The following is a 26755-nucleotide window of genomic DNA, read 5'->3' on the forward strand; positions in this document are numbered from 1 at the left end:
TCCCACAGGGAGAGGGAGAAAACACTAAAAACGGCAACCCCTGGGTTGCCGTTTTGCTTTTACCTAACTATGTTTGTTCTTCAATTCAAACCGCGGTGACACCAGACCGTACAGCGTCCAGCCCATAAAGGTCACCATTGCCCCGTAGAGCATCGCTTCCTGGCCGGATGAGTAGAGCGCATAAAAGCTGTAGATTGCCCCAATCAGCGCCACGATATTGGCCGCACGCGCTTTGCGTGGATCCACCTTCGCCACCTTCTGAATGATCACCAGCGCTGCCATCGACAGGATATACGGAATGATGTTCGTCACCACCGCCAGGTTGACCAGCACGTTGAACTGGCTGTTCAGCGACGGGCTAATGGTCATCAGCGACAATCCGCTCTGGAAGATAACAATCGCCAGCATGCCCTGCACCGGCGCATCCGCTTTGGTCACGCGGGAGAAGATTTTTGGGAAGTAACCTTCATCAGCCGAGGATTTAAAGACCTGTGCGATGGTGAACTGCCAGCCGAGGAGTGAACCGCAGCAGGACATCACCATCAGCCCCATGATCACTTTCCCGACCTCAAGCGTGAACATCTGCGCGAAGGCCAGACCGAACGGCGCCGTAGAGTTTGCCAGATCCATGTTTGGCACAATCCCGGCAATCACGTTAGTCGAGACGATATAGATCACCGCCGCGCCCAGCGTGCCGCCGAGGACCGCAATCGGCACGTTCTTCTCCGGATTCTCTACCACTTCCGCGTTCGCACAGGCGGATTCCAGACCCAGGAAGGCCCAGAGCGTCATGGCGATTGAAGAGCCGACCGCGGTAAAGAATGGCACATGGTGCGGGTTCCAGGAGTTGGCGTAGAGTGTCGGGCTGAACCAGAACCAGCCGATGATGCACAGGCCGACAACCGGGATAATCACGCCCCAGACGGTGATGCTGGAGAGCTGCCCGGTGATGCGCGCGCCGCCAAAGTTAGCCACGGTACAGATCCACAGCACGCCGATGGTCGCCAGCCCAATTTGCACCGGGCTGAGCGTCGCGCCAAACAGCTCCGTACCGTAACCCACGGCGGAGATGGCAATCGCCACGTTGGCGATCAGCAGCGACACCCCGTAGGTATAGTTGGCCATAAAGTTGCCCGACTTGCCAAAAGCGTATTCGGCATAGCCGCCCATGCCGCCTGACTTACGGCTGAACATTCCGCACTTGGCAAACGCCCACGCCAGCGCCATTGAACCGACTGCCGTCACCAGCCAGGAGATGATAGAGATGGTGCCCACCTCTGCCAGTTTGGTAGGCAGCATGATAATCCCGGAGCCCATCATGTTCACCATGGTTAGGATGGTCAGCTGCACCACGCCCATCTTATTGGACTTACTCATAATTTCTCTCCTTTCAGCAGCGCGGGCTGAGCGGCGGGTTGTTTGATGACGTTACAGCGAACCTGCTTGCGACCCTCACACTCCTCGACGTACACACCCTGCAGCTCCGGCGCGAAGCCCGGCAGCAGATTGATGCCTTCTTCCAGCGCGGCAAAGTAGCGCAGCACGGAACCGCCCCAGACTTCCCCTGGGACAACGCACAGCACCCCTGGCGGATAAGGGAGCGCGCCTTCGGCGGCGATGCGGCCTTCCGCGTCGCGCAGGGAGACCAGTTCAACTTCACCGCGCAGATAGGCGTAGTTCGCGTCCTGCGGGTTCATCATCACGCGTGGGAAGTGAGACTTGCGGAACATCTCTTTCTGCAGCTGTTTCACGTTGTGGCGGGCGTACAGGTCATGCATTTCCTGGCAGATCTGGCGCAGGGTGTAATCCGCGTAACGTTCCGGATGTTGTTTGTAGAGAGAAGGCAGGACGTCTTTCAGCGGAACATCGCTCTCGAGCAGTTTTTCGAAGCGCACCAGCTGCGCCACCAGCTGCTGCAGTTTGCCCATATCTTCCGCAGGCGTGAGCAGGAACAGGATCGAGTTGAGATCGCATTTTTCCGGCACGATGCCGTTTTCACGCAGGAAGTTGGCGAGGATAGTGGCGGGCACGCCGAAGTCGTCATACTCCCCGGTGCGGGCGTTAATACCCGGCGTGGTCAGCAGGAGCTTGCACGGGTCGATAAAATACTGATGCTCAGCGTAGCCTTCAAAAGCGTGCCAGTTTTCACCCGGTACGAAGTGGAAGAAGCGCAGATCGGTCGCAATTTTCGCCGTGTCCCAGCTTTCCCACGGGAGGCCATCCACCGTTTCCGGCACGAAGGGGCGCAGATACCGGCAGTTCTCCAGGATCAGCTTGCGCGCTTCGATACCGTTCACCACGCAATCCATCCACATGTTGCGGCCACTCTGGCCTTCGTGCATACGGGCGTTGATGTCCAGCGCAGCGAACAGCGGATAAAACGGGCTGGTGGAGGCGTGCATCATAAAGGCATTATTCAGGCGCTTATGCGGGACATAGCGCTGTTGCCCTTTGATATGGCTGTCTTTCTTATGAATTTGCGAGGTCTGCGAGAAGCCGGCCTGCTGCTTATGTACGGACTGGGTGACCAGGATCCCCGGATCGTTTTCGTTCAGCTCCAGCAGCAGCGGAGAGCAGTCGGCCATCATCGGAATAAATTGCTCGTAACCCACCCAGGCCGAGTCAAATAGGATGTAATCACACAGGTGTCCAATCTTATCCACCACCTGACGAGCGTTATAGATGGTGCCATCGTAGGTACCCAGCTGGATCACCGCCAGGCGGAACGGACGCGCATCGCGTGCACGGCCTGGCGCCACCTCTGCCACCAGCTCGCGCAGATAACTTTCTTCAAAGCAGTGGGCGTCAATGCCGCCAATAAAGCCGTACGGGTTGCGCGCGGTTTCCAGATAGACCGGCGTTGCGCCAGCCTGGAGGAGGGCACCGTGATGGTTGGATTTGTGGTTGTTACGGTCGAATAGTACCAGGTCGCCCGGGGTGAGCAGGGCGTTAAGCACCACTTTGTTGGATGACGAGGTGCCATTCAGCACGAAGTAGGTCTTATCAGCATTAAAGACTTTTGCAGCATGCTGCTGGGCGATGCACGGTGCGCCTTCGTGGATCAGCAGATCGCCCATCGCCACGTCGGCGTTACACAGGTCGGAGCGGAAAAGCGTCTCACCAAAGAAATCGACAAACTGATTACCGGCTGGATGGCGGCGGAAGAACTGACCACCCTGATGCCCCGGGCAGTCAAACGCGCTATTGCCCTGCTTCACATAGTCGACAAGGGCGCGGAAAAACGGCGGGCGCAGCTGGGTTTCATACTTCTGGGCGGCCGCTTCCAGCTGGCGTCCATAAAAGTCGTTGCTGGTGTCTGAATACTCAAATACGCCATGAATGCGCGATAAATAGTCTGCCGGGATGAACTCTTCTTTGTGCGTCGCGACAAAAACAGGAATGCCAAAACCGGTGGCTTCTATTTCGTCCAGGATACCGCTGGCAATATCCGTGACCGCCAGAACAATGGCGGCAACATCAATATAATCAGAGGCGCGGACATCTACCAGTTCACGCTGGGTAGTAAAGCAATCCGGACATGCACGGCTGGCTGCGATTTTTAAACTTTTCATCTTTCTCTCTTTATTTTAGGTAATAAGCGTCCCTCGATTTCTTGCAAGAAAGAAATCGATAATTTACCGGAAAAAAAGCAAAGGGTGGCCGCTGATTAAAATCAGTGAATTGCTTTTTTGATGATTGAAATTCAGTCCGCCCGGTGCAGATGAGTCTGAATTAAAATGAATGAGCGCACGAGTTCACAGGCAATGGCCTGTAAAATAAGGTATTTCAGGATAACCTGTAAGCGAGTGCGCCAGAAGTCGAAGGACTACCGGGCATTAAAGAGATGAAAGTCAAAGCAGTTTCGGTGGGCAAACATCATGATATGTGTTGTCCGCCTTATATGGGGCATTAAGCGATTGTTGTTTTCCATGTTTCATTTTCCTTTCAGTAATTGAAAGCATGGTCATTTTATCCAGGGAAAGGCGATTAACCGTGAGGTAGATCACCGTTAACCGATCAAATCAGAAATAAATATTCGTTTTAGATGAATATCGCAGATCAAAATTCTGATTTGTTGATGATGCGTTAACAGGTTGTGTTGTTAATGTTTTAAATGAGCAAAAATAGCCCGTAAAAATAATTTATGGGTTATTTGTGAAATATTGTCTGAGGGATTTCGTTTTTATTTAAAAATAAAATGAATAGTTATTCAAAGCATAAACCGATAACCGATACCGGTTTCAGTTAATAAATGGCGAGGGCGAGCGGGGTCAACTTCGAGTTTCTGACGAAGATGTCCCATATATATGCGTAAATAATGACTATGTTCTACAGCGTTGGGTCCCCACACCTGACTTAACAGCTGGCGTTGGGTGAGAACCTTGCCGTGGTTGTTGAGCAGAACGGCGAGCAGGCGAAATTCTATTGGCGTCAGATGGATTTCTTCTTCACCGCGCACAATACGCCGCGCGGCCAGGTCAACCCGGATATCCCCAAACGTGTAGGTTGGGTCAGCTGGCGTGGTTGCGCTGTGGCGACGCAGCGCCACGCGAAGGCGAGCCTGTAACTCGCCGATACCAAAAGGTTTAATCAGATAGTCATCCGCCCCGGCATCCAGCGCCGCGATTTTATCCGTCTCTTCCGTACGCGCGGAGAGCACGAGGATCGGCATCTGGCTCCACTGACGCACTTCCCGGATAAAATCGATGCCGTCGCCGTCCGGCAGGCCAAGATCGAGGATCACCAGGTCCGGCTTGCGGGTGGCGGCTTCAATTAAACCCCGTTGAAGCGTGCCCGCATCATGAACGCGCAGACCGTCCCCTTCCAGCGCAGCGCGCAGAAAACGGCTAATGGCGATCTCATCTTCAACAATCAGAACGTTGATCACAAATCCTCTGGTAATTCATTAAGTTCTGGCGGGGTTTCCAGAGGAAGTGTAACACAAAACCGCGCGCCTCCTTCGGGACGATTCTCTGCGGAGATGGACCCGCCGTGAACGTCAATGATCGCCTGGCAAATGGCCAGCCCCAGCCCGACGCCCGGAATGGCCGACTCCTTATTGCCGCGCGCGAATTTTTCGAAAATAGCCAACTCCTGCCCGGCAGGAATGCCCGGTCCGGTATCCCAGACGTCAAGGCGAAGCGTGCCGTCGTCCACCGTCGCATCCACCCCAATTTGGGCGCTGGCGCCCGCATATTTGCCGGCATTTTCCAGCAGGTTAATCAGGACCCGCTCAAACAGCGGACCATCGACATGAATTAACGTCAGGGGCTCGGGCATGTTCAGCGCGATATGTCGCCCGCCCAGACCGGGTTCGAGCATTTTCAGGGCGCTGCCCACCACCTCTTCAAGCGTGAGCCACTCTTTTTTGAGGTTAAAACCGCCTGACTGGATACGCGCCATATCGAGCAGGTTATTCACCAGACGCGTGGTATTCAGCACATGCTGGCGGATCTCGCTGGCCTGAAGGGCGTGTTTAGAGCCTTCGGCCGCCAGGTCCAGCGTCAGGATTTCTGACTGACCAAACAGGACGGTGAGCGGGGTTCGCAGATCGTGAGAGAGCGCCGCCAGCAGCGAGTTACGAATGCTTTCACGCTCGCTCGCCAGCCGGGCCTGCTCTTCGCTGGCGGTGAGGGCCAGCCGCTCCAGCGCGCTGGCAACCAGCAGCGTAAAGGTCTCCAGCAGCCGCTGCTGTTCGGGGATCATCAGCTGGCGCAGGTTGGAGGGCTCAACAATCACCAGCCCCTGATTTTTATCGGCGCTGCGCAGCGGCAGAATTTGGTAGGGCACGCCGGGCAGGGTGTCGGTCCCTGCGCCCGCAGGTAACCCTTTATCAAAGCTCCAGCGCGCGATGGCTTCGTCCCAGGGCGTCATGCCTGAGGCCGACGTCAGCGGGCGCAGCTTGCCGTGTTCGTCCGGGAGCAAAATCAGGTTGCTGGCATGAAACGTCGAGCGAATGAACTGCTCGCTGGTCTGCACGATATCCAGCGGCGTGCGGCCCACCGCCAGCGATTTCGACATCTCATAGAGATGGCGCGTGCGCTGTTCGCGATAGCGGGCAATACGCGCCTGGTAGCGCACGCCCGCCGTCAGATTCCCGATCACCAGCCCGACGGTGAGCATTACCGCGAAGGTAAGAATGTACTGCACGTCCGACACCGCGAGCGTGCCGCGCGGGGCAATAAAGAACAGATCGAAGCTGATGACGTTGATCACCGTCGCCAGCACCGACGGCCAGCGCCCGTAAAAGAGCGCCACCACCACCACGCCAAGCAGGTAGATCATCACCAGGTTGGCGGCATCAAATGCGATCAGCCACTGGCTTGCAATCACGGTAATCAGCGCGCAGAGCACGACGGCGACAAGACAGCCGCGCAGCTGAATGCGCCATTTATCGCTGAAGGCACGGCTGTCCGGCGCGCGGCTGGGTAACGGCGTGGGCTTATCATCCAGCGCCACGATCACCAGGTCCAGATCCGGTGCGCGGCGGGCCAGCTTGTCGGCAAACGATTCGCGGCTAAACCAGCGGCGATGCTGGCGACGGCCAATCACGATTTTCCCGAGATTGTGCTCACGGGCGTAGCGCAGGATGGCTTTATCTTCCTGAGGGTCGGAAAGAGTGGCGGTTTCGGCACCCAGCTCCTGCGCCAGGCGAAGCGAACTCAATATCGCGCGGCGCTGGTTCTCGGGGAGCGCGTGCAGCTGCGGCGTTTCGACATACACCGCATGCCAGACGCTGCCAAATTTAGCCGCCAGGCGCGCGGCGGTGCGGACAAGCTTTTCATTGCCGCTGCCGTGGCCTACGCACAGCAGGATGGCATCTCGCGTATGCCAGACGCGCTCCTGGCCCTGCAGGTCGCGCCAGGCGCGCATCTGATCGTCGACGCGATCGGCAGTACGACGCAGGGCCAGCTCGCGCAGGGCAATCAGGTTACCTTTACGGAAGAAATGTTCGATGGCGCGCTCGGCCTGGCCGGCAATATAAACCTTGCCTTCGTGCAGGCGCTGGCGCAAATCGTCAGGGGGCAGGTCAACCAGCACCACTTCATCGGCGGAATCAAAAAAGGGGTCGGGCACCGTCTCGCGCACCTGAATGCCGGTGACGCCGCTGACCACGTCGTTCAGGCTTTCGAGATGCTGAACGTTAACCGTCGTGAAAACATCGATGCCGGCTTCGAGCAGCTCTTCTACATCCTGCCAGCGTTTTGGATGGCGTGAGCCTGGCGCATTGCTGTGCGCCAGTTCGTCCATCAGGATAAGGGCGGGACGGCGGGCGAGGGCGGCATCGAGATCGAATTCGGTGACTAGCCGACCGCGGTGGCTGATGCGGCGGGGCGGCTGGGTGGCCAGCCCCTTCAGCAGCGATGCGGTCTCTTTGCGTCCGTGGGTTTCTACCACGCCTATCAATATATCGAGCCCCTGCGCCCGAAGCCGCTGGGCTTCCGTCAGCATGGCGAAGGTTTTCCCGACGCCTGCGCAGGCGCCAAAGAAAATTTTCAGTTTGCCGCGATGGGCTTCGGCCGTCTGTTCGAGCAGCCTGTCCGGATCCGGACGCATGGGCTCGTCGGTCATTTAGTTTTTCCTTAGCGCGTCCAGCGCCAGATTCAGCTCAACAATATTCACCACGGGCATGCCGATAAAGCTGACCAGCGGCTTTTGCGTGTGCTCTGCAACCAGCTGGCTAACCTGTTCGACGGTCAGCTGACGGGCCGCGGCGACGCGCGGGATTTGCCATGCCGCGGCTGCCGGCGTCAGGCTGTAGTCCAGCCCGCTGGCCGAGGCGGTCACCAGCTCTACGGGCACCTCACGGCTGGCCTGCGGATTAGCGGCGCGCAGGGCTGCCACGCGCTCAGCAACGGCTTTGTCCAGCTCAGGGTTGCTGCCTGCCAGGTTGCTGCCGCCGGATGCCATCGGATTATACGGGCTTTCGGCAGTGGCGGAAGGGCGCCCCTGGAAGTAACGGGCATCCGTAAAGTTCTGACCAATCAGGCGCGAACCGCGGCTTTCACCGTTTTGCATAATCAGCGAGCCGTTGGCCCGATCCTTAAACCACCACTGGCCCAGCGCGGTGGTCACCAGCGGGTACAGCCCGCCGGTAATGAGAGACAGCAGAATAAAAAGAAGTATAGCGGGGCGTAACATCGTCATTTGATTCACCTTTTAAACCAGGCCGAACAGCGTCAACAGCAGGTCGATAACCTTGATACCGATGAAGGGCACCACCAGCCCGCCCAGGCCGTAAATCCACAGGTTGCGGCGCAGCATGGCGGCGGCCGTGAGCGGCTTATAGCTCACGCCTTTCAGCGCCAGCGGGATCAGGAAGACAATAATCAGGGCGTTAAAGATTACTGCGCTCAGAATGGCCGATGCCGGAGAGTGCAGGTGCATCACGTTCAACGCGTTTAATTGCGGGTAGGTCGCAGCAAACGCCGCCGGAATGATGGCGAAATATTTCGCCACGTCGTTGGCAATACTGAACGTGGTCAGCGACCCGCGCGTCATCAGCATCTGCTTGCCGATGTGCACCACTTCAATCAGCTTGGTCGGGTTAGAGTCGAGGTCGACCATGTTGCCCGCCTCTTTTGCCGCCTGGGTACCGGAGTTCATTGCCACCGCCACGTCGGCCTGCGCCAGGGCAGGGGCGTCGTTGGTGCCGTCGCCGGTCATCGCCACCAGGCGGCCTTCCGCCTGATACTGACGAATCAACGCCAGTTTCGCTTCCGGTGTGGCTTCGGAAAGAAAATCATCCACGCCCGCTTCGGCGGCAATCGCCGCGGCGGTAAGACGGTTATCCCCGGTGATCATCACCGTTTTGATCCCCATTTTACGCAGCTGGGCAAAGCGCTCCTTGATGCCGCCTTTGACGATATCCTTCAGGGCAATTACCCCCAGCACGTGTGCCCCTTCGGCCACCACCAGCGGCGTCGCCCCCTGACGGGCCACGCTTTCGACCAGGCTGTCCACTTCCGGCGGGAAGTGGCCATTGTTGGCCTCAATGTGGCGACGGATGGCGTCAACAGAGCCTTTACGGATCATGCGATCCTGAATGTTAATGCCGCTCATGCGGGTTTGCGCCGTGAAGGGCACGAAAGTGGCGTGCAGGCTCTGAACGTCGCGCTGGCGCAGGTTAAAGCGCTGCTTGGCGAGGATCACGATACTGCGGCCTTCCGGGGTTTCATCTGCAAGCGAAGAGAGCTGCGCGGCGTCCGCCAGCGTTTTTTCATCCACGCCCGGGGCGGGCAGGAAATCTGACGCCTGGCGGTTACCGAGGGTAATGGTCCCGGTTTTATCCAGCAGTAAGACGTCCACGTCACCGGCGGCTTCCACCGCACGCCCGCTGGTGGCGATGACGTTGGCACCGAGCATACGGCTCATGCCGGCTACGCCGATGGCTGACAGCAGGCCACCAATGGTGGTGGGGATCAGGCAGACCAGCAGCGCCACCAGCACCGTGATAGTGACCGCGGTGCCGCCATAGGCGGAGAACGGCCACAGCGTCGCGGTTGCCAGCAGGAAGACGATGGTCAGGGCCACCAGCAGGATGGTCAGGGCGATCTCGTTCGGCGTTTTACGACGCTGGGCACCTTCCACCATGGCGATCATCCGGTCGAGGAAGGTTTCCCCCGGGTTAACGCTACACTGGATCACCAGCCAGTCGGAGAGAATGCGCGTCCCGCCCGTCACGGAGGCGAAATCGCCGCCGGACTCACGGATAACCGGCGCGGACTCCCCGGTAATGGCGCTTTCATCCACCGAGGCGCCCCCTTCGATGACTTCACCGTCGCAAGGGATAATGTCACCGGCTTCCACCAGCACCACATCGCCTTTACGCAGTTCATCCGCCGGAACGTGGTCCATCTGCGCGCCGTATTTAGGTTCACGTAGCTTGCGCGCGAAGGCGGTTTTCTTTACCCCTTTCAGGCTGTTGGCCTGGGCTTTACTCCGGCCTTCCGCCAGCGCTTCCGCAAAGTTGGCGAACAGCACGGTAAACCACAGCCACAGGCTGATGGCGCCGGTAAACGTTGCATTTCCCGGCATGTGGCCCGTTCCCATGGCAATCGCCAGGGCGGTGGTCAGGACGCTTCCCGCCCAGACAATAAACATCACCGGGTTGTGCCACTGCACGCGCGGACTCAGCTTTTTCACCGCATCCATGAGCGCCTGGCGAACTAATGACGGTTCGAACAGGGCCAGTTGTTTACGACTCATGACAATTTCTCCGCAAAATCAGCGTAAAGAGAGGTATTCCGCGACCGGGCCTAACGCGAGGGCGGGGATAAAGGTCAGGGCGCCGACCAGTAACACGGTACCCGTCAGCAGGCCGATAAACAGCGCGCCGTGGGTCGGTAATGTCCCGGTGGTGGTCGGTTGGATTTTTTTATTCACCAGCGATCCGGCAATCGCCAACACCGGCACAATGATCCCAAAGCGACCCACAAACATGCAGAACGCCAGCAGGCAGTTCCAGAACGGTGAGTTGGCGCTTAAGCCCGCAAACGCGCTGCCGTTGTTGTTGGCGGCAGAGGAGACGGCATACAGCACTTCGCTAAAACCGTGAATGCCGGGGTTAAAGATGCCGCTGCGTCCGGTCTCGGTCATCAGCGCCAGCGCGGTGCCGAGCAGCACAAGCGCAGGGGTGACCAGAATCGCCAGCGCGGTTAATTTCATCTCGCGGACGTCGATTTTTTTACCGAGGTATTCCGGAGTGCGGCCAATCATCAAACCGGCAATAAATACCGCCAGCAGCACGAACAGCAGCATGCCGTAAAGACCCGAGCCCACGCCGCCAAAGACGACTTCGCCAATCTGCATCAGCCACATCGGGATCATGCCACCCAGCGCCGTAAAGGAATCATGCATGGCGTTGACTGCCCCGCACGAGGCCGCCGTGGTGACTACCGCATACAGGCTGCTGGCAAGAATGCCAAAGCGGCTCTCTTTACCTTCCATATTGATATTGCTGTTGGCCCCCAGCTGCATGAAATGGCCGTTGCCGCTCCATTCAGCCCACATCACCAGCGCCACGCAGACTACAAAGATAAGTGACATCGTCCAGAGCAGGGTGCGGCCCTGACGTCGATCGTTAACCACGTCACCAAAGGCGAAGCAGAGCGCGGCGGGGATCAGGAAAATCGCCAGCATCTGCACAAAATTGGTCAATGCGGTAGGGTTTTCAAACGGATGCGACGAGTTGGCGTTGAAGAAGCCACCTCCGTTCGTCCCGAGCATTTTGATGGCTTCCTGTGACGCTACTGGCCCCATCGGCAGGAGCTGTTTTGCACCTTCCAGCGAGGTATAGGGCGCGTAAGACATCAGGTTTTGCAGGGTGCCCTGCTGGATGAAGAACAGCGCGATCAGCAGCGCAATTGGCAGCAGGATCCACAGCGTAATGCGGGTCAGATCCACCCACGCGTTACCCAGGGTATTGATTTTCTGACGCGCAAACGCACGCGTCAGCGCGAAGATCACCGCGATACCGCTGGCGGCCGAGAGGAAGTTTTGCACGGTTAACCCGACCATCTGGCTGAAATAGCTCAGCGTGGTTTCACCGGCGTAGGACTGCCAGTTGGTGTTAGTGACAAAGCTCACCGCCGTGTTCAGCGCAAGATGCCAGGACAGGCCCGGTAGCTGTTGCGGATTCAGCGGCAGGATGCCCTGCAACATCAGCATGGCAAAAAGCGCAATGAGCCCAACGATATTCAGCAGCAGAATGGCGATCAGATACTGACGCCAGTTCATCTCCCGATCGTCTATTCCCAGCACGCGCCAGATCCCTTTTTCAACGCTTCCCGTGCCGGGCAAAGGAACGTTGTTGATCAATCGTGCCAGTCCCGATCCCAGTGGCCTTGCCAGAATGAACAGTACCACTAAGAAGCTGGCAATAAGCAGAAACGCCTGAGCAGCCATCAGAAGGCCTCCGCATTTATCAGGGCATAGACCAGATAACCCAATAACAGGAACACCAGCACGATGCCGGCAATAAGACCTGCACTCACAATCCACCTCCAGGTGACTTTCGTTGTTGTACTAACGGGAGGATTTCCGGCGCAAAGATTTCGCAAAAATGGGGAGGGCGGGTGTAAAAAAAGTATAAAAATGGCAAAGCCCACAATTTAACTATTGATAAGTAAACTGTTAACTTTTTTGTAACTTAATTACGGCGTGAATGTAAATATTCACTAAATGGGCAAAAATAAGTGGTCGGATGAGTAGTAAAATTACAAACAAAGCGATATTATTTTAGCCAGGTCACAGATTTTGAATTTTCCGGATGACGTTTCCGGCCAACTATAGGGGAGAAAATATGGATCTTTATAAAGAGTATCCGGCTCATATCGTGTTCTTGCGCCGCGCTTTCGCCGTAGTGGCTGGCGTGCTGGCTCTGCCGGTGATGCTGTTCTGGAAAGATCGTGCACGTTTTTACAGCTATCTGCATCGCGTCTGGGCGAAAACCAGCGAGAAGCCGGTGTGGATGGATCAGGCCGAGAAAGCGACCTGCGATTTCTACTGATACTAAGACTACACATAGCAATAAAAAAAACCGCCACATTACTGTTGGCGGTTTTTTTTGTCCCTCGGGATTCGCGGTCCGTTGGGTGATCTTGCAGCCCCTACCCGGGGTTTTAATCATACCTTCCTGTAAGCAGATGGCAATCCCTCGAAGCCTTTATAAATTCCTAATTTTATTCGAGTATCTTACCTTCGCAGCGGATGTTAATTATGATGCTGCGTCCCTTTCCGCCATCTCGCAAATGGGCATCGGTCCTGGGAAAGGTGTACTTACAGCCGTAAAGCAGCCCGCCTACCCGGGCTTGTGTCCACCGACTTATCACCGGTGGTGAACGGTGGAGCGGTTAGCAGCAGGGACCGCATAATGAAACGCTATTTTTGCATCGCGTTCATTGTCGCCAGCGTACTCGTTGTAAAGAGCGATGAACCTAATGGGTTTGTCGCGTTAACCACGATAGCGCAGGACAAGTAGCGCTAAGGCCGCTTCGGGCGGCCTTTTTTATTTCATCCCGTCTACACTTCATGGCAAAGTAGTTCAATGCATGCTTTTTCCTTTTACGGCATGCCCTTACGGACATAATGGATAATTGCCTGGAGTTTTATGCCCACCCATCTGGTTTGGTTTCGCGCGGACCTGCGCGTACATGACAACATCGCCCTTGCGGCAGCCTGCCGCGCCAAAGACGCTAACGTACTGGCCCTGTTTATGGCCACGCCCGAGCAGTGGCGGCAGCACGATATGGCCCCCCGGCAGGCGGCCTTGCTCCGGGCGTATCTGAACGATCTGCAGCACTCGCTCGCTGGAAAAGGCATACCGCTTCTCTATAAAGAGGTGAGTGATTTTGCCGCACAGCTTCAGACGGTGCAGGAGATATGTAAGCAGCACAACGTCACGCATCTTTTTTACAACTATCAGTACGAATTCAACGAGCAGCAGCGCGACCGTCAGCTGGAGAAGATGCTGGAAGGGGTGGTCTGCGAAGGGTTTGATGACAGCGTGATGCTGGCACCGGGCAGCGTGATGACCGGCAACCACGAGATGTATAAAGTTTTTACGCCGTTTAAAAATGCCTTTATCAAACGTCTGAAAGAGGCGCTGCCGGAGTGCGTTGCCGCGCCTGCCGTGCGAGGCGAAGCCATAAAGGATCTGCCTGAGCTGACGTTTGATTACCCTCAGCAGCCGTTTGATGAAACGCTGTTCCCCGCCGATGAGAAAGCGGCAATCGCTCAACAGCGCCAGTTCTGCAAGCAGGACGCGGGATATTACGACGCGCGTCGGGATTTTCCCGCCATCGAGGGCACCAGCCGCCTGTCGGCCTGTCTGGCGCTTGGCGCGATCTCACCGCGCCAGTGTTTGCATCGTCTGCTGGCGGAGCAGCCGCAGGCGCTGGAGGGGGGCGCAGGGGCCGTCTGGCTGAATGAACTTATCTGGCGCGAGTTTTATCGCCATCTGATGACCTTTCATCCGGGTTTGTGTAAGCATCGGCCCTTCATTGGCTGGACCGATAATGTAAAGTGGCAATCGAATGATAAGCAGCTTAAAGCCTGGCAAAGCGGGCAGACGGGTTACCCGATAGTCGATGCCGCCATGCGTCAGCTTAACGAGACGGGGTGGATGCATAACCGCCTGCGGATGATTACCGCCAGCTTTCTGGTGAAGGATCTGCTTATCGACTGGCGTATCGGAGAGCGCTATTTTATCTCTCAGCTGATCGATGGCGATCTCGCCGCGAATAACGGCGGCTGGCAGTGGGCAGCCTCTACCGGCACCGATGCCGCGCCCTATTTCCGGATTTTTAATCCGACCACGCAGGGGCAAAAATTTGATGCGGACGGCGAGTTTATCCGCCGCTGGGTTCCTGAACTTAACGGTATACCTGCTAAAGCGATCCACGAACCGTGGGCATGGGCGGATAAACAGCGTGTAAAGCTGAATTACCCTCGTCCGATTGTCGACCATAAACAGGCGCGTGTCGCCACGCTGGCGGCGTACGAAGCTGCCCGCAAAGCATAAGAGAGTGATGATGAAAAACAGCGAACTGGAAAGCCTGATTAACGAAAAACTGAACAGTACCTCTTTCAGCGATTACGGCCCGAACGGGCTCCAGGTTGAAGGTCGTGAGACGGTGCAAAAAATTATCACCGGCGTGACGGCAAGCCAGGCGCTGCTGGACGAGGCCGTTCGTCAGAACGCCGACGCGGTGATTGTTCATCACGGTTACTTCTGGAAAAACGAATCGCCGATTATTCGCGGGATGAAGCGCAATCGTCTGAAAACGCTGCTGGCTAATGACATCAACCTGTACGGCTATCATCTGCCGCTGGATGCGCACCCGGAGCTCGGCAACAACGTCCAGCTGGCGCAGCTACTGGGGATTACCGTGATGGGGGAAATTGAACCGCTGGTGCCGTGGGGCGAGCTGGCGATGCCGGTTCCGGGGCTGGAGCTGGCATCGTGGATTGAAGCGCGCCTGGGCCGTCGTCCGCTGTGGAGCGGTGATACCGGTCCGGATACGGTGAAGCGTGTCGCATGGTGTACCGGTGGCGGTCAGGGCTTTATCGACAGCGCCGCGCGTTTCGGCGTCGATGCTTTTATCACCGGCGAGGTTTCCGAGCAGACCATTCATTCGGCGCGTGAACAGGGGCTGCATTTTTATGCGGCTGGCCATCATGCCACCGAGCGCGGCGGCATTCGCGCCCTCAGCGAGTGGCTGACGGAAAATACCGGTCTGGATGTGACCTTTATTGATATCCCTAACCCAGCCTGACGAGAGGTAGTTAAGTGCAGCGAGCGCGTTGTTATCTTCTGGGTGAAACCGCCGTGGTTCTGGAGCTTGAACCACCGGTGACGCTTGCCACGCAAAAGCGTATCTGGCGGCTGACCCAGCGTCTGGCCGAACTACCGGAGGTGGTTGAAGCCATTCCGGGGATGAATAACATCACAGTGGTGCTGCGTAGCCCGCATACCCTGGCGCTGGATGCCATTGAGCGTTTGCAGCGCTGGTGGGAAGAGAGCGAGGCGCTGGAGCCGGAATCGCGCGCCATTGAGATCCCGGTCGTTTATGGCGGTACGGGTGGGCCGGATCTTGGCGTGGTGGCAGATCACTGCGGATTAACCAAAAAGCAGGTTGTTGAGCTGCACAGCTCGGTTGACTACGTGGTCTGGTTCCTGGGATTTCAGCCCGGGTTCCCGTATCTGGGCGGATTATCTCCCCGGCTGCATACGCCACGCCGTGCCGAGCCGCGCGTGAGCGTGCCGGCGGGAACGGTGGCTATCGGCGGCGAGCAGACCGGCGTTTATCCCCTGACATCGCCCGGCGGCTGGCAGCTTATTGGGCATACCGCTACACCGTTATTTGAACCCGGGCTGGAGACGCCAATACTCCTGCGTCCCGGCGATACCCTTCGCTTTATCCCGCAGAAGGAGGGGGTATGTTAACGCTTATTCGCGCCGGGCTTTACACCTCCGTACAGGATGCCGGGCGCTTTGGTCTTCGCCAGTCGGGCGTGAGCTACTGCGGTGCGCTTGACCGTCCTTCGCTGGAGATTGCCAACCTGCTTGTGGGCAACCCAGGCAGCACGGCGGCGCTAGAAATTACGCTGGGTCAGTGTGTGATTGAGTTTGGTCAGGAGACCTGGTTTGCCTTAACCGGCGCAGGGTGTGATGCGACGCTGGATGGCAAAGCGGTGTGGACCGGCTGGCGGCTGCGGGCGAAAGCCGGGCAGCGCCTGACGCTCAAACGTCCGCTGCACGGCGTGCGTAGCTATCTCGCGGTGGCTGGCGGCATCGACGTGCCGGAGATATTGGGTTCATCCAGTACCGATCAAAAAGCCGGGATCGGCGGTCACGAAGGACGTTTGTTGCGCGACGGCGATCGGCTGGCAATCAAAGCCTCCGCGCGCCATTTCTCGACCACGCAGGGCGTAAAACAGCTGCTGTGGGGAAACCAGATCCGCGCCTTACCGGGGCCGGAATATCATGAGTTCGACGAGGCTTCTAAAGAGTCCTTCTGGCGCGCGCCGTGGAAGATCAGCCCGCAGAGTAACCGCATGGGCTACCGCCTGCAGGGTCAGCCGCTGACCCGCACGACGGACCGGGAACTGCTCTCCCACGGTTTATTGCCGGGGGTTATTCAGGTGCCGGGGAACGGTCAGCCCATCGTGTTAATGAACGATGCGCAAACTACCGGCGGTTATCCGCGCATTGCCTGCATCATTGAAGCGGATCGCTACCATCTGGCGCAAATTCCCCTCGGTCAGCCGATTCACTTCGTGAAGTGTTCGCTGGAGGAGGCGCTAAAAGCGCGGCAGGATCAGCAGCGTTATCTCGAACAGCTGGCGTGGAGGCTTGATGGTAAAGATTGATTTGAACGCCGATCTGGGGGAGGGAAGCCGCGCTGATGCGGAACTGATGACCCTGGTCACCTCGGTCAATATCGCCTGCGGCTTTCACGCGGGCGATGCGCAAACCATGCTGGAGAGCGTGCGTAATGCCATTAAAAACGGCGTCGCGATAGGGGCTCACCCCAGCTTTCCCGATCGGGAAAACTTTGGCCGTACGGCGATGGATCTGCCCCCTGCGACGGTCTATGCGCAGGTGCTCTACCAGATCGGCGCGCTGGAGGCGATGGTGCGCGCCCAGAACGGCGTGATGCGCCACGTGAAGCCGCACGGCATGCTTTACAACCAGGCGGCGAAAGATGCGGATCTGGCGGAGGCGATTGCCCGCGCGGTGCGGGACTGTAATCCGCAGCTGATTCTGGTAGGCCTTGCGGGAAGCGAGCTGATTCGCGCCGGACAACGGCTGGGGCTGACCACGCGTCAGGAAGTGTTTGCCGATCGTGGATACCTGCCGGACGGCAGCCTGGTTCCGCGGACGCAGGCCGGGGCGCTGATTACCGATGAAGGCAAAGCGTTGGCGCAGACGCTGGAGATGGTGCGCGCCGGGCGAGTGATCGCCGTGGATGGAACACCGGCAAACGTTCAGGCCGATACGGTATGTTTACACGGCGACGGCGAGCATGCGCTCCAGTTCGCGCGCCGCTTGCGGGCAGCGTTCTCTGAAGAGGGCATCCTCGTCAGCGCCGAATAATGACGATAAGGACACAAAATGCCAGAAGGTCCGGAGATCCGCCGCGCGGCGGATAGCCTGGAGGCGGCGATAAAGGGCAAACCCCTGACGGATGTCTGGTTTGCTTTTCCTCAACTGAAACCGTTTGAATCACAGCTGGTGGGCCAGACGGTGACCCATATTGAAACGCGCGGCAAGGCCTTGCTCACGCACTTTTCCCATAACCTGACGTTATATAGCCATAACCAGCTTTACGGCGTCTGGCGGGTTGTGGAGGCGGACGAGCAGCCGCAAACCACCCGCGTGCTGCGCGTCAGGCTGCAAACGGCGGATAAGGCGATCCTGCTCTATAGCGCGTCGGATATCGAAATGTTAACGCCGGAGCAGCTGCTGACGCACCCGTTCCTGCAGCGGGTCGGGCCGGACGTGCTGGACATGCGCCTGACGGCAAGCGACGTGAAGGCCCGGCTGTTATCACCTAAATTCCGTAACCGACAGTTTTCCGGTCTGTTCCTCGACCAGGCCTTTCTGGCCGGGCTGGGTAACTACCTGCGGGTAGAGATCCTCTGGGAAGTCGGGCTGGCGCCGCAGCATAAAGCGTCTCAGCTGAGCGATGAACAGCTGGAGGCGTTATCCCACGCGCTGCTGGATATTCCGCGGCTGTCGTACAACACGCGCGGCGTGGTGGATGAGAACACGCATCATGGGGCGCTGTTCCGGTTCAAGGTGTTTCATCGGGCGGGGAAAAAGTGCGAGCGATGCGGCGGAATTATTGACAGAATTATGCTCTCTTCGAGACCCTTTTACTGGTGCCCGCACTGCCAGAAATAAAAGTAAAACGGTAACCCATGGGTTACCGTTTTTAAGGTTTTCACCCTCTCCCTGTGGGAGAGGGCCGGGGTGAGGGCACCAGGCCGCACCCAACTTCTGTTAGCGCTTAATATCAGACTTAAAATCACGCTGCTCGTAGCCGGTGTACAGCTGACGAGGACGGGCGATTTTCATGCCTTCGCTGTGCATTTCGTTCCAGTGCGCAATCCAGCCTACGGTACGGGCCATGGCGAAGATCACGGTGAACATGGAAGACGGAATGCCCATCGCTTTCAGAATAATGCCAGAGTAGAAATCGACGTTCGGGTAGAGTTTCTTCTCGATGAAGTACGGGTCGTTCAGCGCGATGTGTTCCAGCTCCATCGCCACTTCCAGCAGGTCATCTTTGGTACCCAGCTCTTTCAGCACTTCGTGGCAGGTCTCACGCATGACGGTAGCGCGCGGGTCGTAGTTTTTGTAAACACGGTGACCGAAGCCCATCAGGCGGAAGGAGTCATTCTTGTCTTTCGCACGACGCACGAACTCAGGAATGTGCTCAACGGTGCTGATCTCTTCCAGCATCTTCAGTGCCGCTTCGTTCGCGCCGCCGTGCGCCGGTCCCCACAGGGAGGCGATGCCCGCAGCGATACAGGCGAACGGGTTCGCGCCTGAAGAGCCCGCGGTACGGACGGTAGAGGTAGAGGCGTTCTGTTCGTGGTCAGCGTGCAGGATCAGAATACGGTCCATCGCGCGTTCCAGCACCGGGTTCACTTCGTACTCTTCGCACGGCGTGGAGAACATCATGCGCAGGAAGTTACCCGCGTAGGAGAGGTCGTTGCGCGGATACACAAACGGCTGGCCGATGGAGTATTTGTAGCACATCGCCGCCATGGTAGGCATTTTGGACAGCAGGCGGAACGCCGCGATATCACGGTGACGTGGGTTATTCACGTCAAGGGAGTCGTGGTAGAACGCCGCCAGCGCACCGGTAATCCCGCACATCACCGCCATCGGGTGAGAGTCACGGCGGAACGCATGGAACAGACGGGTAATCTGCTCATGGATCATGGTGTGACGGGTCACGGTGGTTTTGAATTCATCGTACTGCGCCTGCGTCGGTTTTTCGCCGTTCAGCAGGATGTAGCACACTTCCAGATAGTTGGATTCGGTGGCTAACTGATCGATGGGGAAGCCGCGATGGAGCAGGATACCTTCGTCACCGTCAATGTAGGTGATTTTGGATTCGCAAGATGCGGTAGAGGTAAATCCAGGGTCAAAGGTGAACACACCTTTAGAACCCAGCGTACGGATATCAATAACATCCTGACCGAGCGTGCCTTTTAGCACATCCAGTTCAATAGCAGTGTCACCATTTAGGGTGAGCGTTGCCTTTGTATCAGCCATTTACGGTCTCCTTAGCGCCTTATGCTTAAGACTGCGCTTTACCGGATTTGCTTTCAGCTGTTAATCACCGTTACCAGATTGTTATTTGGCTTACCGCTCAGCTCACGAGGACAAACCAGGGTACAGAGCTATGGCGCCTTGCAGGTAAACGAATGAAATATCAGTGAAACAACAGCAAATCAGCGTTTTTGCAGTCCGAATTATTCAAACCTGTATATCACTAATAACTGTCCTGATAACTTCGGTCAATACCATCACACTGTTACATAACTATTTGTCAGGTGAAAGAGAGACCTCATAACTTTTGCGCATTATATGCCTTTTCTGATGATGTTTGTAACAATATTGTTTAACATTTGTCAAATCAGATGATTAAAAATTAAAAAGATGTTGTTATCGTGACCCTGATCACTGTTCCAGAGAAAACCCGACAAACTGTATGTAGGTTAATTGTAATGATTTTGTGAACGGCCTATACTGCCGCCAGGTCTCCGGAACACCCTGCAATCCCGAGCCACCCAGCGTTGTAACGTGTCGTTTAAGCATCTGGAAGCAGTGTTATGCATGACGCGCAGTTATAGAAAAGGAACGCTGCTTGACCCGCATCGCAGTCCGGAGGAAGGAAACAATAAGAACAGCATGTGGGCGTTATTCATGATAAGAAATGTGAAAAAACAAAGACCTGTCAATCTGGATCTCAAAACGATCCGGTTCCCTGTAACAGCAATAGCGTCCATTCTGCACCGTGTTTCTGGTGTGATTACGTTTGTGGCGGTCGGTATTTTGCTGTGGTTACTGGGCACCAGCCTCTCTTCCCCTGAAGGATTCCTCCAGGCCTCCGCCATCATGAACAGCTTCTTCGTGAAATTCATCATGTGGGGCATTCTGACCGCGCTGGCGTACCACGTCGTCGTCGGTGTTCGCCATATGCTGATGGACTTTGGCTACCTGGAAGAGACTTTCGAAGCCGGGAAACGCTCCGCTAACATTTCATTTGTGATTACTGTCGTGCTTTCACTTCTCGCAGGAGTTCTCGTATGGTAAGCAACGCCTCCGCATTAGGACGCAACGGCGTACATGACTTCATTCTGGTCCGTGCTACCGCCATCGTTCTCACTCTTTACATCATCTATATGATCGGTTTCTTCGCGACCAGCGGCACGCTGACGTGGGAAATCTGGAGTGGGTTCTTCGGATCCGCCTTCACCAAAGTGTTCACCCTGCTGGCTCTGTTCTCCATCCTTATTCATGCCTGGATTGGCATGTGGCAGGTGTTGACCGATTACGTTAAACCGCTGGCGATTCGCCTTCCACTGCAGCTGGCCATTGTTGTTGCACTGGTGGTTTACGTTATTTATGGATTCGTTGTGGTGTGGGGTGTGTAATGAAACTGCCAGTCAGAGAATTTGATGCTGTTGTAATTGGTGCCGGTGGCGCAGGTATGCGTGCCGCACTGCAAATTTCCCAGAGCGGCCAGACCTGTGCGCTGCTCTCTAAAGTTTTCCCGACCCGTTCCCACACTGTGTCTGCGCAGGGCGGTATCACCGTTGCGCTGGGCAACTCCCATGAAGATAACTGGGAATGGCACATGTACGACACGGTAAAAGGTTCCGACTACATCGGCGACCAGGATGCCATCGAATATATGTGTAAAACCGGCCCGGAAGCGATTCTGGAGCTGGACCACATGGGTCTGCCGTTCTCCCGTCTGGAAAATGGCACCATCTATCAGCGTCCGTTTGGCGGCCAGTCGAAAAACTTCGGCGGCGAGCAGGCGGCACGTACCGCGGCGGCGGCTGACCGTACCGGTCACGCACTGCTGCACACCCTGTATCAGCAGAACCTGAAAAACCATACCACCATCTTCTCCGAGTGGTACGCGCTGGATCTGGTGAAAAACGCCGATGGCGCAATCGTCGGCTGTACCGCGCTGTGCATCGAAACCGGTGAAGTGGTTTACTTCAAAGCCCGCGCTACCGTGCTGGCTACCGGCGGCGCAGGCCGTATCTATCAGTCCACCACCAACGCCCACATCAATACCGGTGACGGCGTCGGTATGGCTATCCGCGCGGGCGTGCCGGTGCAGGATATGGAGATGTGGCAGTTCCACCCAACCGGTATCGCCGGTGCGGGCGTTCTGGTAACAGAAGGCTGCCGCGGTGAAGGTGGCTACCTGCTGAACAAGCACGGCGAGCGCTTCATGGAGCGTTATGCCCCGAATGCGAAAGACCTGGCGGGTCGTGACGTGGTGGCGCGTTCCATCATGATCGAAATCCGTGAAGGCCGCGGCTGTGACGGCCCATGGGGTCCACACGCGAAGCTGAAGCTCGACCATCTGGGTAAAGAAGTTCTGGAGTCCCGTCTGCCGGGCATCCTGGAACTGTCCCGCACCTTCGCACACGTCGACCCGGTGAAAGAGCCGATTCCGGTTATCCCAACCTGCCACTACATGATGGGCGGTATTCCGACCAAAGTGACCGGTCAGGCGCTGACCGTAAACGAGCAGGGCGAAGACGTGGTCATTCCTGGCCTGTTCGCGGTAGGCGAAATTGCCTGCGTATCCGTACACGGTGCAAACCGTCTGGGCGGCAACTCCCTGCTGGACCTGGTGGTGTTTGGTCGTGCAGTCGGTCTGCATCTGCAGGAATCCATTGCCGAGCAGGGCGCGCTGCGTGACGCGACCGACGACGAAATTGATGCCTCTCTTGAGCGCCTCAACCGCTGGAACGGTAACCGTAACGGCGAAGATCCGGTGGAAATCCGTAAAGCGCTGCAGGAATGCATGCAGCACAACTTCTCGGTATTCCGCGAAGGCGACGCGATGGCCAAAGGTCTTGAGCAGCTGAAAGCGATCCGCGAGCGTCTGAAAAATGCCCGTCTGGACGACACCTCCAGCGAATTCAACACCCAGCGCGTTGAGTGCCTGGAGCTGGATAACCTGATGGAAACCGCGTTCGCGACGGCGATGTCGGCAAACTTCCGTACCGAAAGCCGTGGCGCGCATAGCCGCTTCGACTTCCCGGATCGTGATGACGAAAACTGGCTGTGCCATTCCCTGTATCTGCCAGAGTCGGAATCCATGACGCGTCGTAGCGTCAACATGGAACCGAAACTGCGTCCGGCGTTCCCGCCGAAGATTCGTACTTACTAATGCGGAGACAGGATAATGAAACTCGAATTCTCAGTTTATCGTTATAACCCGGATGTTGATGACGCTCCGCGTATGCAGGACTACACCCTGGAAGCGGAAGAAGGTCGCGACATGATGCTGCTGGATGCGTTAATCCAGCTGAAAGAAAAAGATCCTACGCTGTCGTTCCGCCGCTCCTGCCGTGAAGGGGTTTGTGGCTCTGACGGTGTGAACATGAACGGCAAAAATGGCCTGGCCTGCATCACGCCAATTTCAGCGCTGCAGCGTCCTGGTCAGAAAATTGTTATCCGTCCTCTGCCAGGCCTGCCGGTCGTGCGTGATTTGGTGGTAGACATGGGGCAATTCTATGCACAATATGAGAAGATTAAGCCTTACTTATTGAATAATGGGCAAAATCCACCCGCTCGCGAGCACTTACAGTCTCCTGAGCAGCGTGAAAAACTCGATGGGTTGTACGAGTGTATTCTCTGCGCATGCTGTTCAACGTCCTGCCCGTCGTTCTGGTGGAACCCGGACAAGTTTATCGGCCCGGCCGGTCTGCTGGCTGCCTATCGCTTCCTGATCGATAGCCGCGACACCGAAACCGATAGCCGTCTGGAAGGGCTGAGTGACGCTTTCAGCGTATTCCGCTGCCATAGCATCATGAACTGCGTCAGTGTGTGTCCGAAGGGGCTGAACCCGACGCGCGCCATCGGCCATATTAAGTCGATGCTGCTGCAGCGCAGTGCGTAAGTAGCGAGAGGGGAGCGCTGTTCCCCTCACCCTAACCCTCTCCCTAAGGGAGAGGGGACAGATTGCAGGAAATCTTTAAAAACTGCCGACGGCATTCCCCCTCTCCCTTAGGGAGAGGGTAGGGGTGAGGGTAAAGACCCTTAGACAGTTTCTAAAGGTTCCTTCGCGGGCCACAAAGAGCTCGCAGGTGAACCCCGGCACGTACACGTGGTGTGCGTGGTAGTTTCTACGGCGAAAGTAAGCATAAAAATGCTTAAGGGATCACGATGCAGAACGGCGCAATGAAAGCCTGGCTGGACTCTTCTTTCCTTTCTGGTGCGAACCAGAGCTGGATTGAACAGCTCTATGAAGACTTCTTAACCGATCCTGACTCAGTGGACGCAAACTGGCGTTCCATGTTCCAGCAGTTGCCTGGCACAGGGGTCAAACCGGATCAATTCCATTCCAAAACACGTGATTATTTCCGTCGTCTGGCGAAGGATGCCTCACGTTACTCTTCTGCGATTTCCGACCCTGACACTAATGCGAAGCAGGTTAAAGTCCTGCAGCTTATCAACGCTTATCGCTTCCGCGGTCACCAGCATGCGAATCTCGATCCGCTGGGACTGTGGCAGCAAGACCGTGTGGCCGATCTCGATCCGGCGTATCACGATCTGACCGAGGCCGATTTCCAGGAAAGCTTTAACGTAGGTTCCTTTGCCATCGGCAAAGACACGATGAAGCTGGGCGATCTGATTGACGCGCTCAAGCAAACCTACTGCGGCTCCATCGGCGCGGAATACATGCACATTACCTCTACCGAAGAGAAACGCTGGATCCAGCAGCGCATCGAATCCGTAGCGGGCCACGCGACCTTCTCGGCTGACGAGAAAAAACGCTTCCTGAACGAACTGACCGCAGCGGAAGGGCTTGAGCGCTATCTGGGCGCGAAATTCCCGGGCGCAAAACGCTTCTCGCTGGAAGGCGGCGACGCGCTGGTGCCGATGCTCAAAGAGCTGATTCGTCACGCAGGAAAGAGCGGCACCCGTGAAGTGGTACTGGGCATGGCGCACCGTGGTCGTCTGAACGTGCTGGTCAACGTGCTGGGTAAAAAACCGCAGGACCTGTTCGACGAATTCGCGGGCAAACATAAAGAACACCTCGGCACCGGCGACGTGAAGTACCACATGGGCTTCTCGTCGGATATCGAAACCGAAGGCGGTCTGGTTCACCTGGCGCTGGCGTTTAACCCGTCACACCTGGAAATCGTTAGCCCGGTGGTTATCGGTTCCGTGCGTGCGCGTCTGGATCGTCTGGACGAGCCGAGCAGCAATAAAGTTCTGCCAATTACCATCCACGGCGATGCGGCGGTAACAGGGCAGGGCGTGGTTCAGGAAACCCTGAACATGTCGAAAGCGCGTGGTTATGAAGTGGGCGGTACCGTTCGCATCGTGATCAACAACCAGGTGGGCTTCACCACCTCTAACCCGCTGGACGCGCGTTCTACCCCGTACTGCACCGACATCGGTAAGATGGTGCAGGCGCCAATCTTCCACGTTAACGCGGATGACCCGGAAGCCGTTGCTTTCGTTACCCGTCTGGCGCTGGACTTCCGTAATACCTTTAAACGCGATGTGTTCATTGACCTCTTCTGCTACCGCCGTCACGGCCACAACGAAGCGGACGAGCCAAGTGCAACCCAGCCGTTGATGTATCAGAAAATCAAAAAACACCCGACCCCGCGCAAAATCTATGCTGACAAGCTGGAGAGCGACAAAGTGACGACGCTGGAAGATGCGACCGAAATGGTCAACCTCTACCGCGACGCGCTGGATGCGGGTGAATGCGTGGTGAAAGAACTGCGCCCGATGAACATGCACTCCTTTACCTGGTCGCCGTACCTCAACCACGAGTGGGATGAGAGCTACCCGAACAAGGTTGAGATGAAGCGCCTGCAGGAGCTGGCTAAACGCATCAGCACCGTACCGGACGCTATCGAGATGCAGTCTCGCGTGGCGAAAATTTACGCTGACCGTCAGTCCATGGCGGCAGGCGAGAAGCTGTTCGACTGGGGCGGCGCGGAAACGCTGGCTTACGCAACGCTGGTTGACGAAGGCATTCCTGTTCGTCTGTCCGGTGAAGATGCGGGCCGTGGGACCTTCTTCCACCGTCACGCGGTTGTTCACAACCAGTCCAACGGTTCAACCTACACCCCGCTGCAGCACGTGCACAACGGTCAGGGCCAGTTCAAGGTCTGGGACTCCGTGCTGTCTGAAGAAGCGGTTCTGGCCTTCGAATACGGTTATGCCACCGCTGAACCACGCACCCTGACCATCTGGGAAGCGCAGTTCGGTGACTTCGCCAACGGCGCGCAGGTGGTTATCGACCAGTTCATCTCCTCCGGCGAGCAGAAGTGGGGCCGCATGTGTGGCCTGGTGATGCTGCTGCCGCACGGTTATGAAGGTCAGGGTCCGGAGCACTCCTCCGCGCGTCTGGAACGTTATCTGCAGCTCTGCGCCGAGCAGAACATGCAGGTCTGCGTGCCGTCCACCCCGGCTCAGGTCTACCACATGCTGCGTCGTCAGGCGCTGCGCGGTATGCGCCGTCCGCTGGTGGTGATGTCGCCGAAATCCCTGCTGCGTCACCCGCTGGCGGTGTCGAGCCTGGAAGAACTGGCGAACGGAACCTTCCTGCCAGCCATCGGTGAAATTGACGAGCTGGATCCGCAGGGCGTGAAGCGCGTGGTGATGTGTTCTGGTAAGGTTTATTACGACCTGCTGGAACAGCGCCGCAAGAACGATCAGAAAGATGTCGCCATCGTGCGTATCGAACAGCTTTATCCGTTCCCGCATCAGGCGATGCAGGAAGTGCTGAAACAATATGCTCACGTACATGATTTTGTCTGGTGCCAGGAAGAGCCGCTCAACCAGGGCGCATGGTACTGCAGCCAGCATCATTTCCGTGAAGTGATTCCATTTGGGTCAGCCCTGCGTTATGCAGGTCGCCCGGCCTCCGCCTCTCCGGCGGTAGGGTATATGTCCGTTCACCAGAAGCAGCAACAAGATCTGGTCAATGACGCGCTGAACGTCGATTAATTA

General features: G+C 56.9%; 22 protein-coding genes. 12 read left to right on the forward strand and 10 right to left on the reverse strand.

Features of this window, described 5'->3' with window-relative positions:
* Nucleotides 1-63: 63 nt before the first annotated feature.
* From potE to kdpF, 9 genes are all read right to left on the reverse strand, one after another.
* Entirely contained in the window at nt 64-1377 is a 1314-nt protein-coding gene (gene potE, locus LBF07_RS17500; protein ID WP_094934384.1) for a putrescine-ornithine antiporter, read from the reverse strand.
* Nucleotides 1374-3572 (reverse strand): ornithine decarboxylase SpeF, encoded by a 2199-nt coding sequence (gene speF, locus LBF07_RS17505; RefSeq protein WP_094934383.1) that lies wholly within the window; start codon nt 3570-3572, stop codon nt 1374-1376. Before speF ends, potE begins: the two co-directional genes overlap by 4 nt.
* Nucleotides 3573-3826: 254 nt before the next feature.
* Entirely contained in the window at nt 3827-3931 is a 105-nt protein-coding gene (gene speFL / locus LBF07_RS17510) for a leader peptide SpeFL (protein WP_003858645.1), read from the reverse strand.
* A 279-nt stretch (nt 3932-4210) separates the two neighbouring features.
* The gene (kdpE, locus tag LBF07_RS17515) at nt 4211-4888 is read right to left on the reverse strand and encodes a two-component system response regulator KdpE (RefSeq protein ID WP_008501074.1); all 678 of its coding nucleotides are present in this window, start codon (nt 4886-4888) and stop codon (nt 4211-4213) included.
* Entirely contained in the window at nt 4885-7572 is a 2688-nt protein-coding gene (kdpD, locus tag LBF07_RS17520; RefSeq protein WP_033144942.1) for a two-component system sensor histidine kinase KdpD, read from the reverse strand. The genes kdpE and kdpD overlap by 4 nt, the downstream gene beginning before the upstream one ends.
* On the reverse strand, nt 7573-8148 hold the full coding sequence (kdpC, locus tag LBF07_RS17525; protein WP_033144943.1) for a potassium-transporting ATPase subunit KdpC: 576 nt from the start codon (nt 8146-8148) through the stop codon (nt 7573-7575).
* 12 nt (nt 8149-8160) lie between these two features.
* Nucleotides 8161-10209 (reverse strand): potassium-transporting ATPase subunit KdpB, encoded by a 2049-nt coding sequence (kdpB, locus tag LBF07_RS17530; protein ID WP_039261299.1) that lies wholly within the window; start codon nt 10207-10209, stop codon nt 8161-8163.
* A gap of 18 nt (nt 10210-10227) precedes the next feature.
* Complete coding sequence (kdpA, locus tag LBF07_RS17535; protein ID WP_094934382.1) at nt 10228-11907, reverse strand: potassium-transporting ATPase subunit KdpA; 1680 nt, start codon at nt 11905-11907, stop codon at nt 10228-10230.
* Nucleotides 11907-11996 carry a K(+)-transporting ATPase subunit F gene (kdpF, locus tag LBF07_RS17540; RefSeq protein ID WP_014069365.1) on the reverse strand — a complete coding sequence of 30 codons (90 nt, stop codon included), beginning with the start codon at nt 11994-11996 and terminating at the stop codon, nt 11907-11909. Before kdpF ends, kdpA begins: the two co-directional genes overlap by 1 nt.
* Before the next feature lie 308 nt (nt 11997-12304).
* On the opposite strand from kdpF, the gene LBF07_RS17545 reads away from it, so the two are divergent.
* The 7 genes from LBF07_RS17545 (at nt 12305) to nei (ending at nt 18412) form a co-directional block, all read left to right on the forward strand.
* Nucleotides 12305-12511 (forward strand): YbfA family protein, encoded by a 207-nt coding sequence (locus LBF07_RS17545; RefSeq protein WP_023310781.1) that lies wholly within the window; start codon nt 12305-12307, stop codon nt 12509-12511.
* 600 nt (nt 12512-13111) lie between these two features.
* On the forward strand, nt 13112-14524 hold the full coding sequence (gene phrB / locus LBF07_RS17550; RefSeq protein ID WP_094934381.1) for a deoxyribodipyrimidine photo-lyase: 1413 nt from the start codon (nt 13112-13114) through the stop codon (nt 14522-14524).
* Nucleotides 14525-14534: 10 nt separating this feature from the next.
* A complete protein-coding gene (locus LBF07_RS17555; protein WP_094934380.1) occupies nt 14535-15278 on the forward strand; it encodes a type 2 GTP cyclohydrolase I in 744 nt (247 codons plus the stop codon).
* Between the two features lie 14 nt (nt 15279-15292).
* The gene (pxpB, locus tag LBF07_RS17560) at nt 15293-15949 is read left to right on the forward strand and encodes a 5-oxoprolinase subunit PxpB (RefSeq protein ID WP_094934379.1); all 657 of its coding nucleotides are present in this window, start codon (nt 15293-15295) and stop codon (nt 15947-15949) included.
* Nucleotides 15943-16875, forward strand: coding sequence for a 5-oxoprolinase subunit PxpC (gene pxpC, locus LBF07_RS17565; protein ID WP_094934378.1), 933 nt, complete (start codon nt 15943-15945; stop codon nt 16873-16875). The genes pxpB and pxpC overlap by 7 nt, the downstream gene beginning before the upstream one ends.
* Complete coding sequence (gene pxpA / locus LBF07_RS17570) at nt 16862-17602, forward strand: 5-oxoprolinase subunit PxpA (protein ID WP_094934377.1); 741 nt, start codon at nt 16862-16864, stop codon at nt 17600-17602. Before pxpC ends, pxpA begins: the two co-directional genes overlap by 14 nt.
* An 18-nt stretch (nt 17603-17620) precedes the next feature.
* Nucleotides 17621-18412, forward strand: coding sequence for an endonuclease VIII (nei, locus tag LBF07_RS17575; protein ID WP_094934376.1), 792 nt, complete (start codon nt 17621-17623; stop codon nt 18410-18412).
* Between the two features lie 99 nt (nt 18413-18511).
* Here the strand turns inward: nei and LBF07_RS17580 are convergent, their stop codons facing one another.
* On the reverse strand, nt 18512-19795 hold the full coding sequence (locus LBF07_RS17580; RefSeq protein ID WP_023334930.1) for a citrate synthase: 1284 nt from the start codon (nt 19793-19795) through the stop codon (nt 18512-18514).
* Between the two features lie 639 nt (nt 19796-20434).
* On the opposite strand from LBF07_RS17580, the gene sdhC reads away from it, so the two are divergent.
* The 5 genes from sdhC to sucA all read left to right on the forward strand — a co-directional run bounded on the left by sdhC (nt 20435) and on the right by sucA (nt 26752).
* Nucleotides 20435-20839 carry a succinate dehydrogenase cytochrome b556 subunit gene (sdhC, locus tag LBF07_RS17585; protein ID WP_020684965.1) on the forward strand — a complete coding sequence of 135 codons (405 nt, stop codon included), beginning with the start codon at nt 20435-20437 and terminating at the stop codon, nt 20837-20839.
* The gene (sdhD, locus tag LBF07_RS17590; RefSeq protein ID WP_008501088.1) at nt 20833-21180 is read left to right on the forward strand and encodes a succinate dehydrogenase membrane anchor subunit; all 348 of its coding nucleotides are present in this window, start codon (nt 20833-20835) and stop codon (nt 21178-21180) included. The genes sdhC and sdhD overlap by 7 nt, the downstream gene beginning before the upstream one ends.
* The gene (sdhA, locus tag LBF07_RS17595; protein WP_023310789.1) at nt 21180-22946 is read left to right on the forward strand and encodes a succinate dehydrogenase flavoprotein subunit; all 1767 of its coding nucleotides are present in this window, start codon (nt 21180-21182) and stop codon (nt 22944-22946) included. Before sdhD ends, sdhA begins: the two co-directional genes overlap by 1 nt.
* Nucleotides 22947-22961: 15 nt before the next feature.
* Nucleotides 22962-23678: a succinate dehydrogenase iron-sulfur subunit SdhB gene (gene sdhB / locus LBF07_RS17600; protein WP_008501090.1), complete on the forward strand. Its 717-nt coding sequence runs from the start codon at nt 22962-22964 to the stop codon at nt 23676-23678.
* A 266-nt stretch (nt 23679-23944) separates the two neighbouring features.
* Complete coding sequence (gene sucA / locus LBF07_RS17605; protein ID WP_033144953.1) at nt 23945-26752, forward strand: 2-oxoglutarate dehydrogenase E1 component; 2808 nt, start codon at nt 23945-23947, stop codon at nt 26750-26752.
* The last annotated feature ends 3 nt before the right edge of the window (nt 26753-26755 follow it).

Origin of the sequence: Enterobacter cloacae complex sp. ECL352, assembly GCF_020149545.1 — a bacterium.
Lineage (GTDB): Bacteria > Pseudomonadota > Gammaproteobacteria > Enterobacterales > Enterobacteriaceae > Enterobacter > Enterobacter asburiae_B.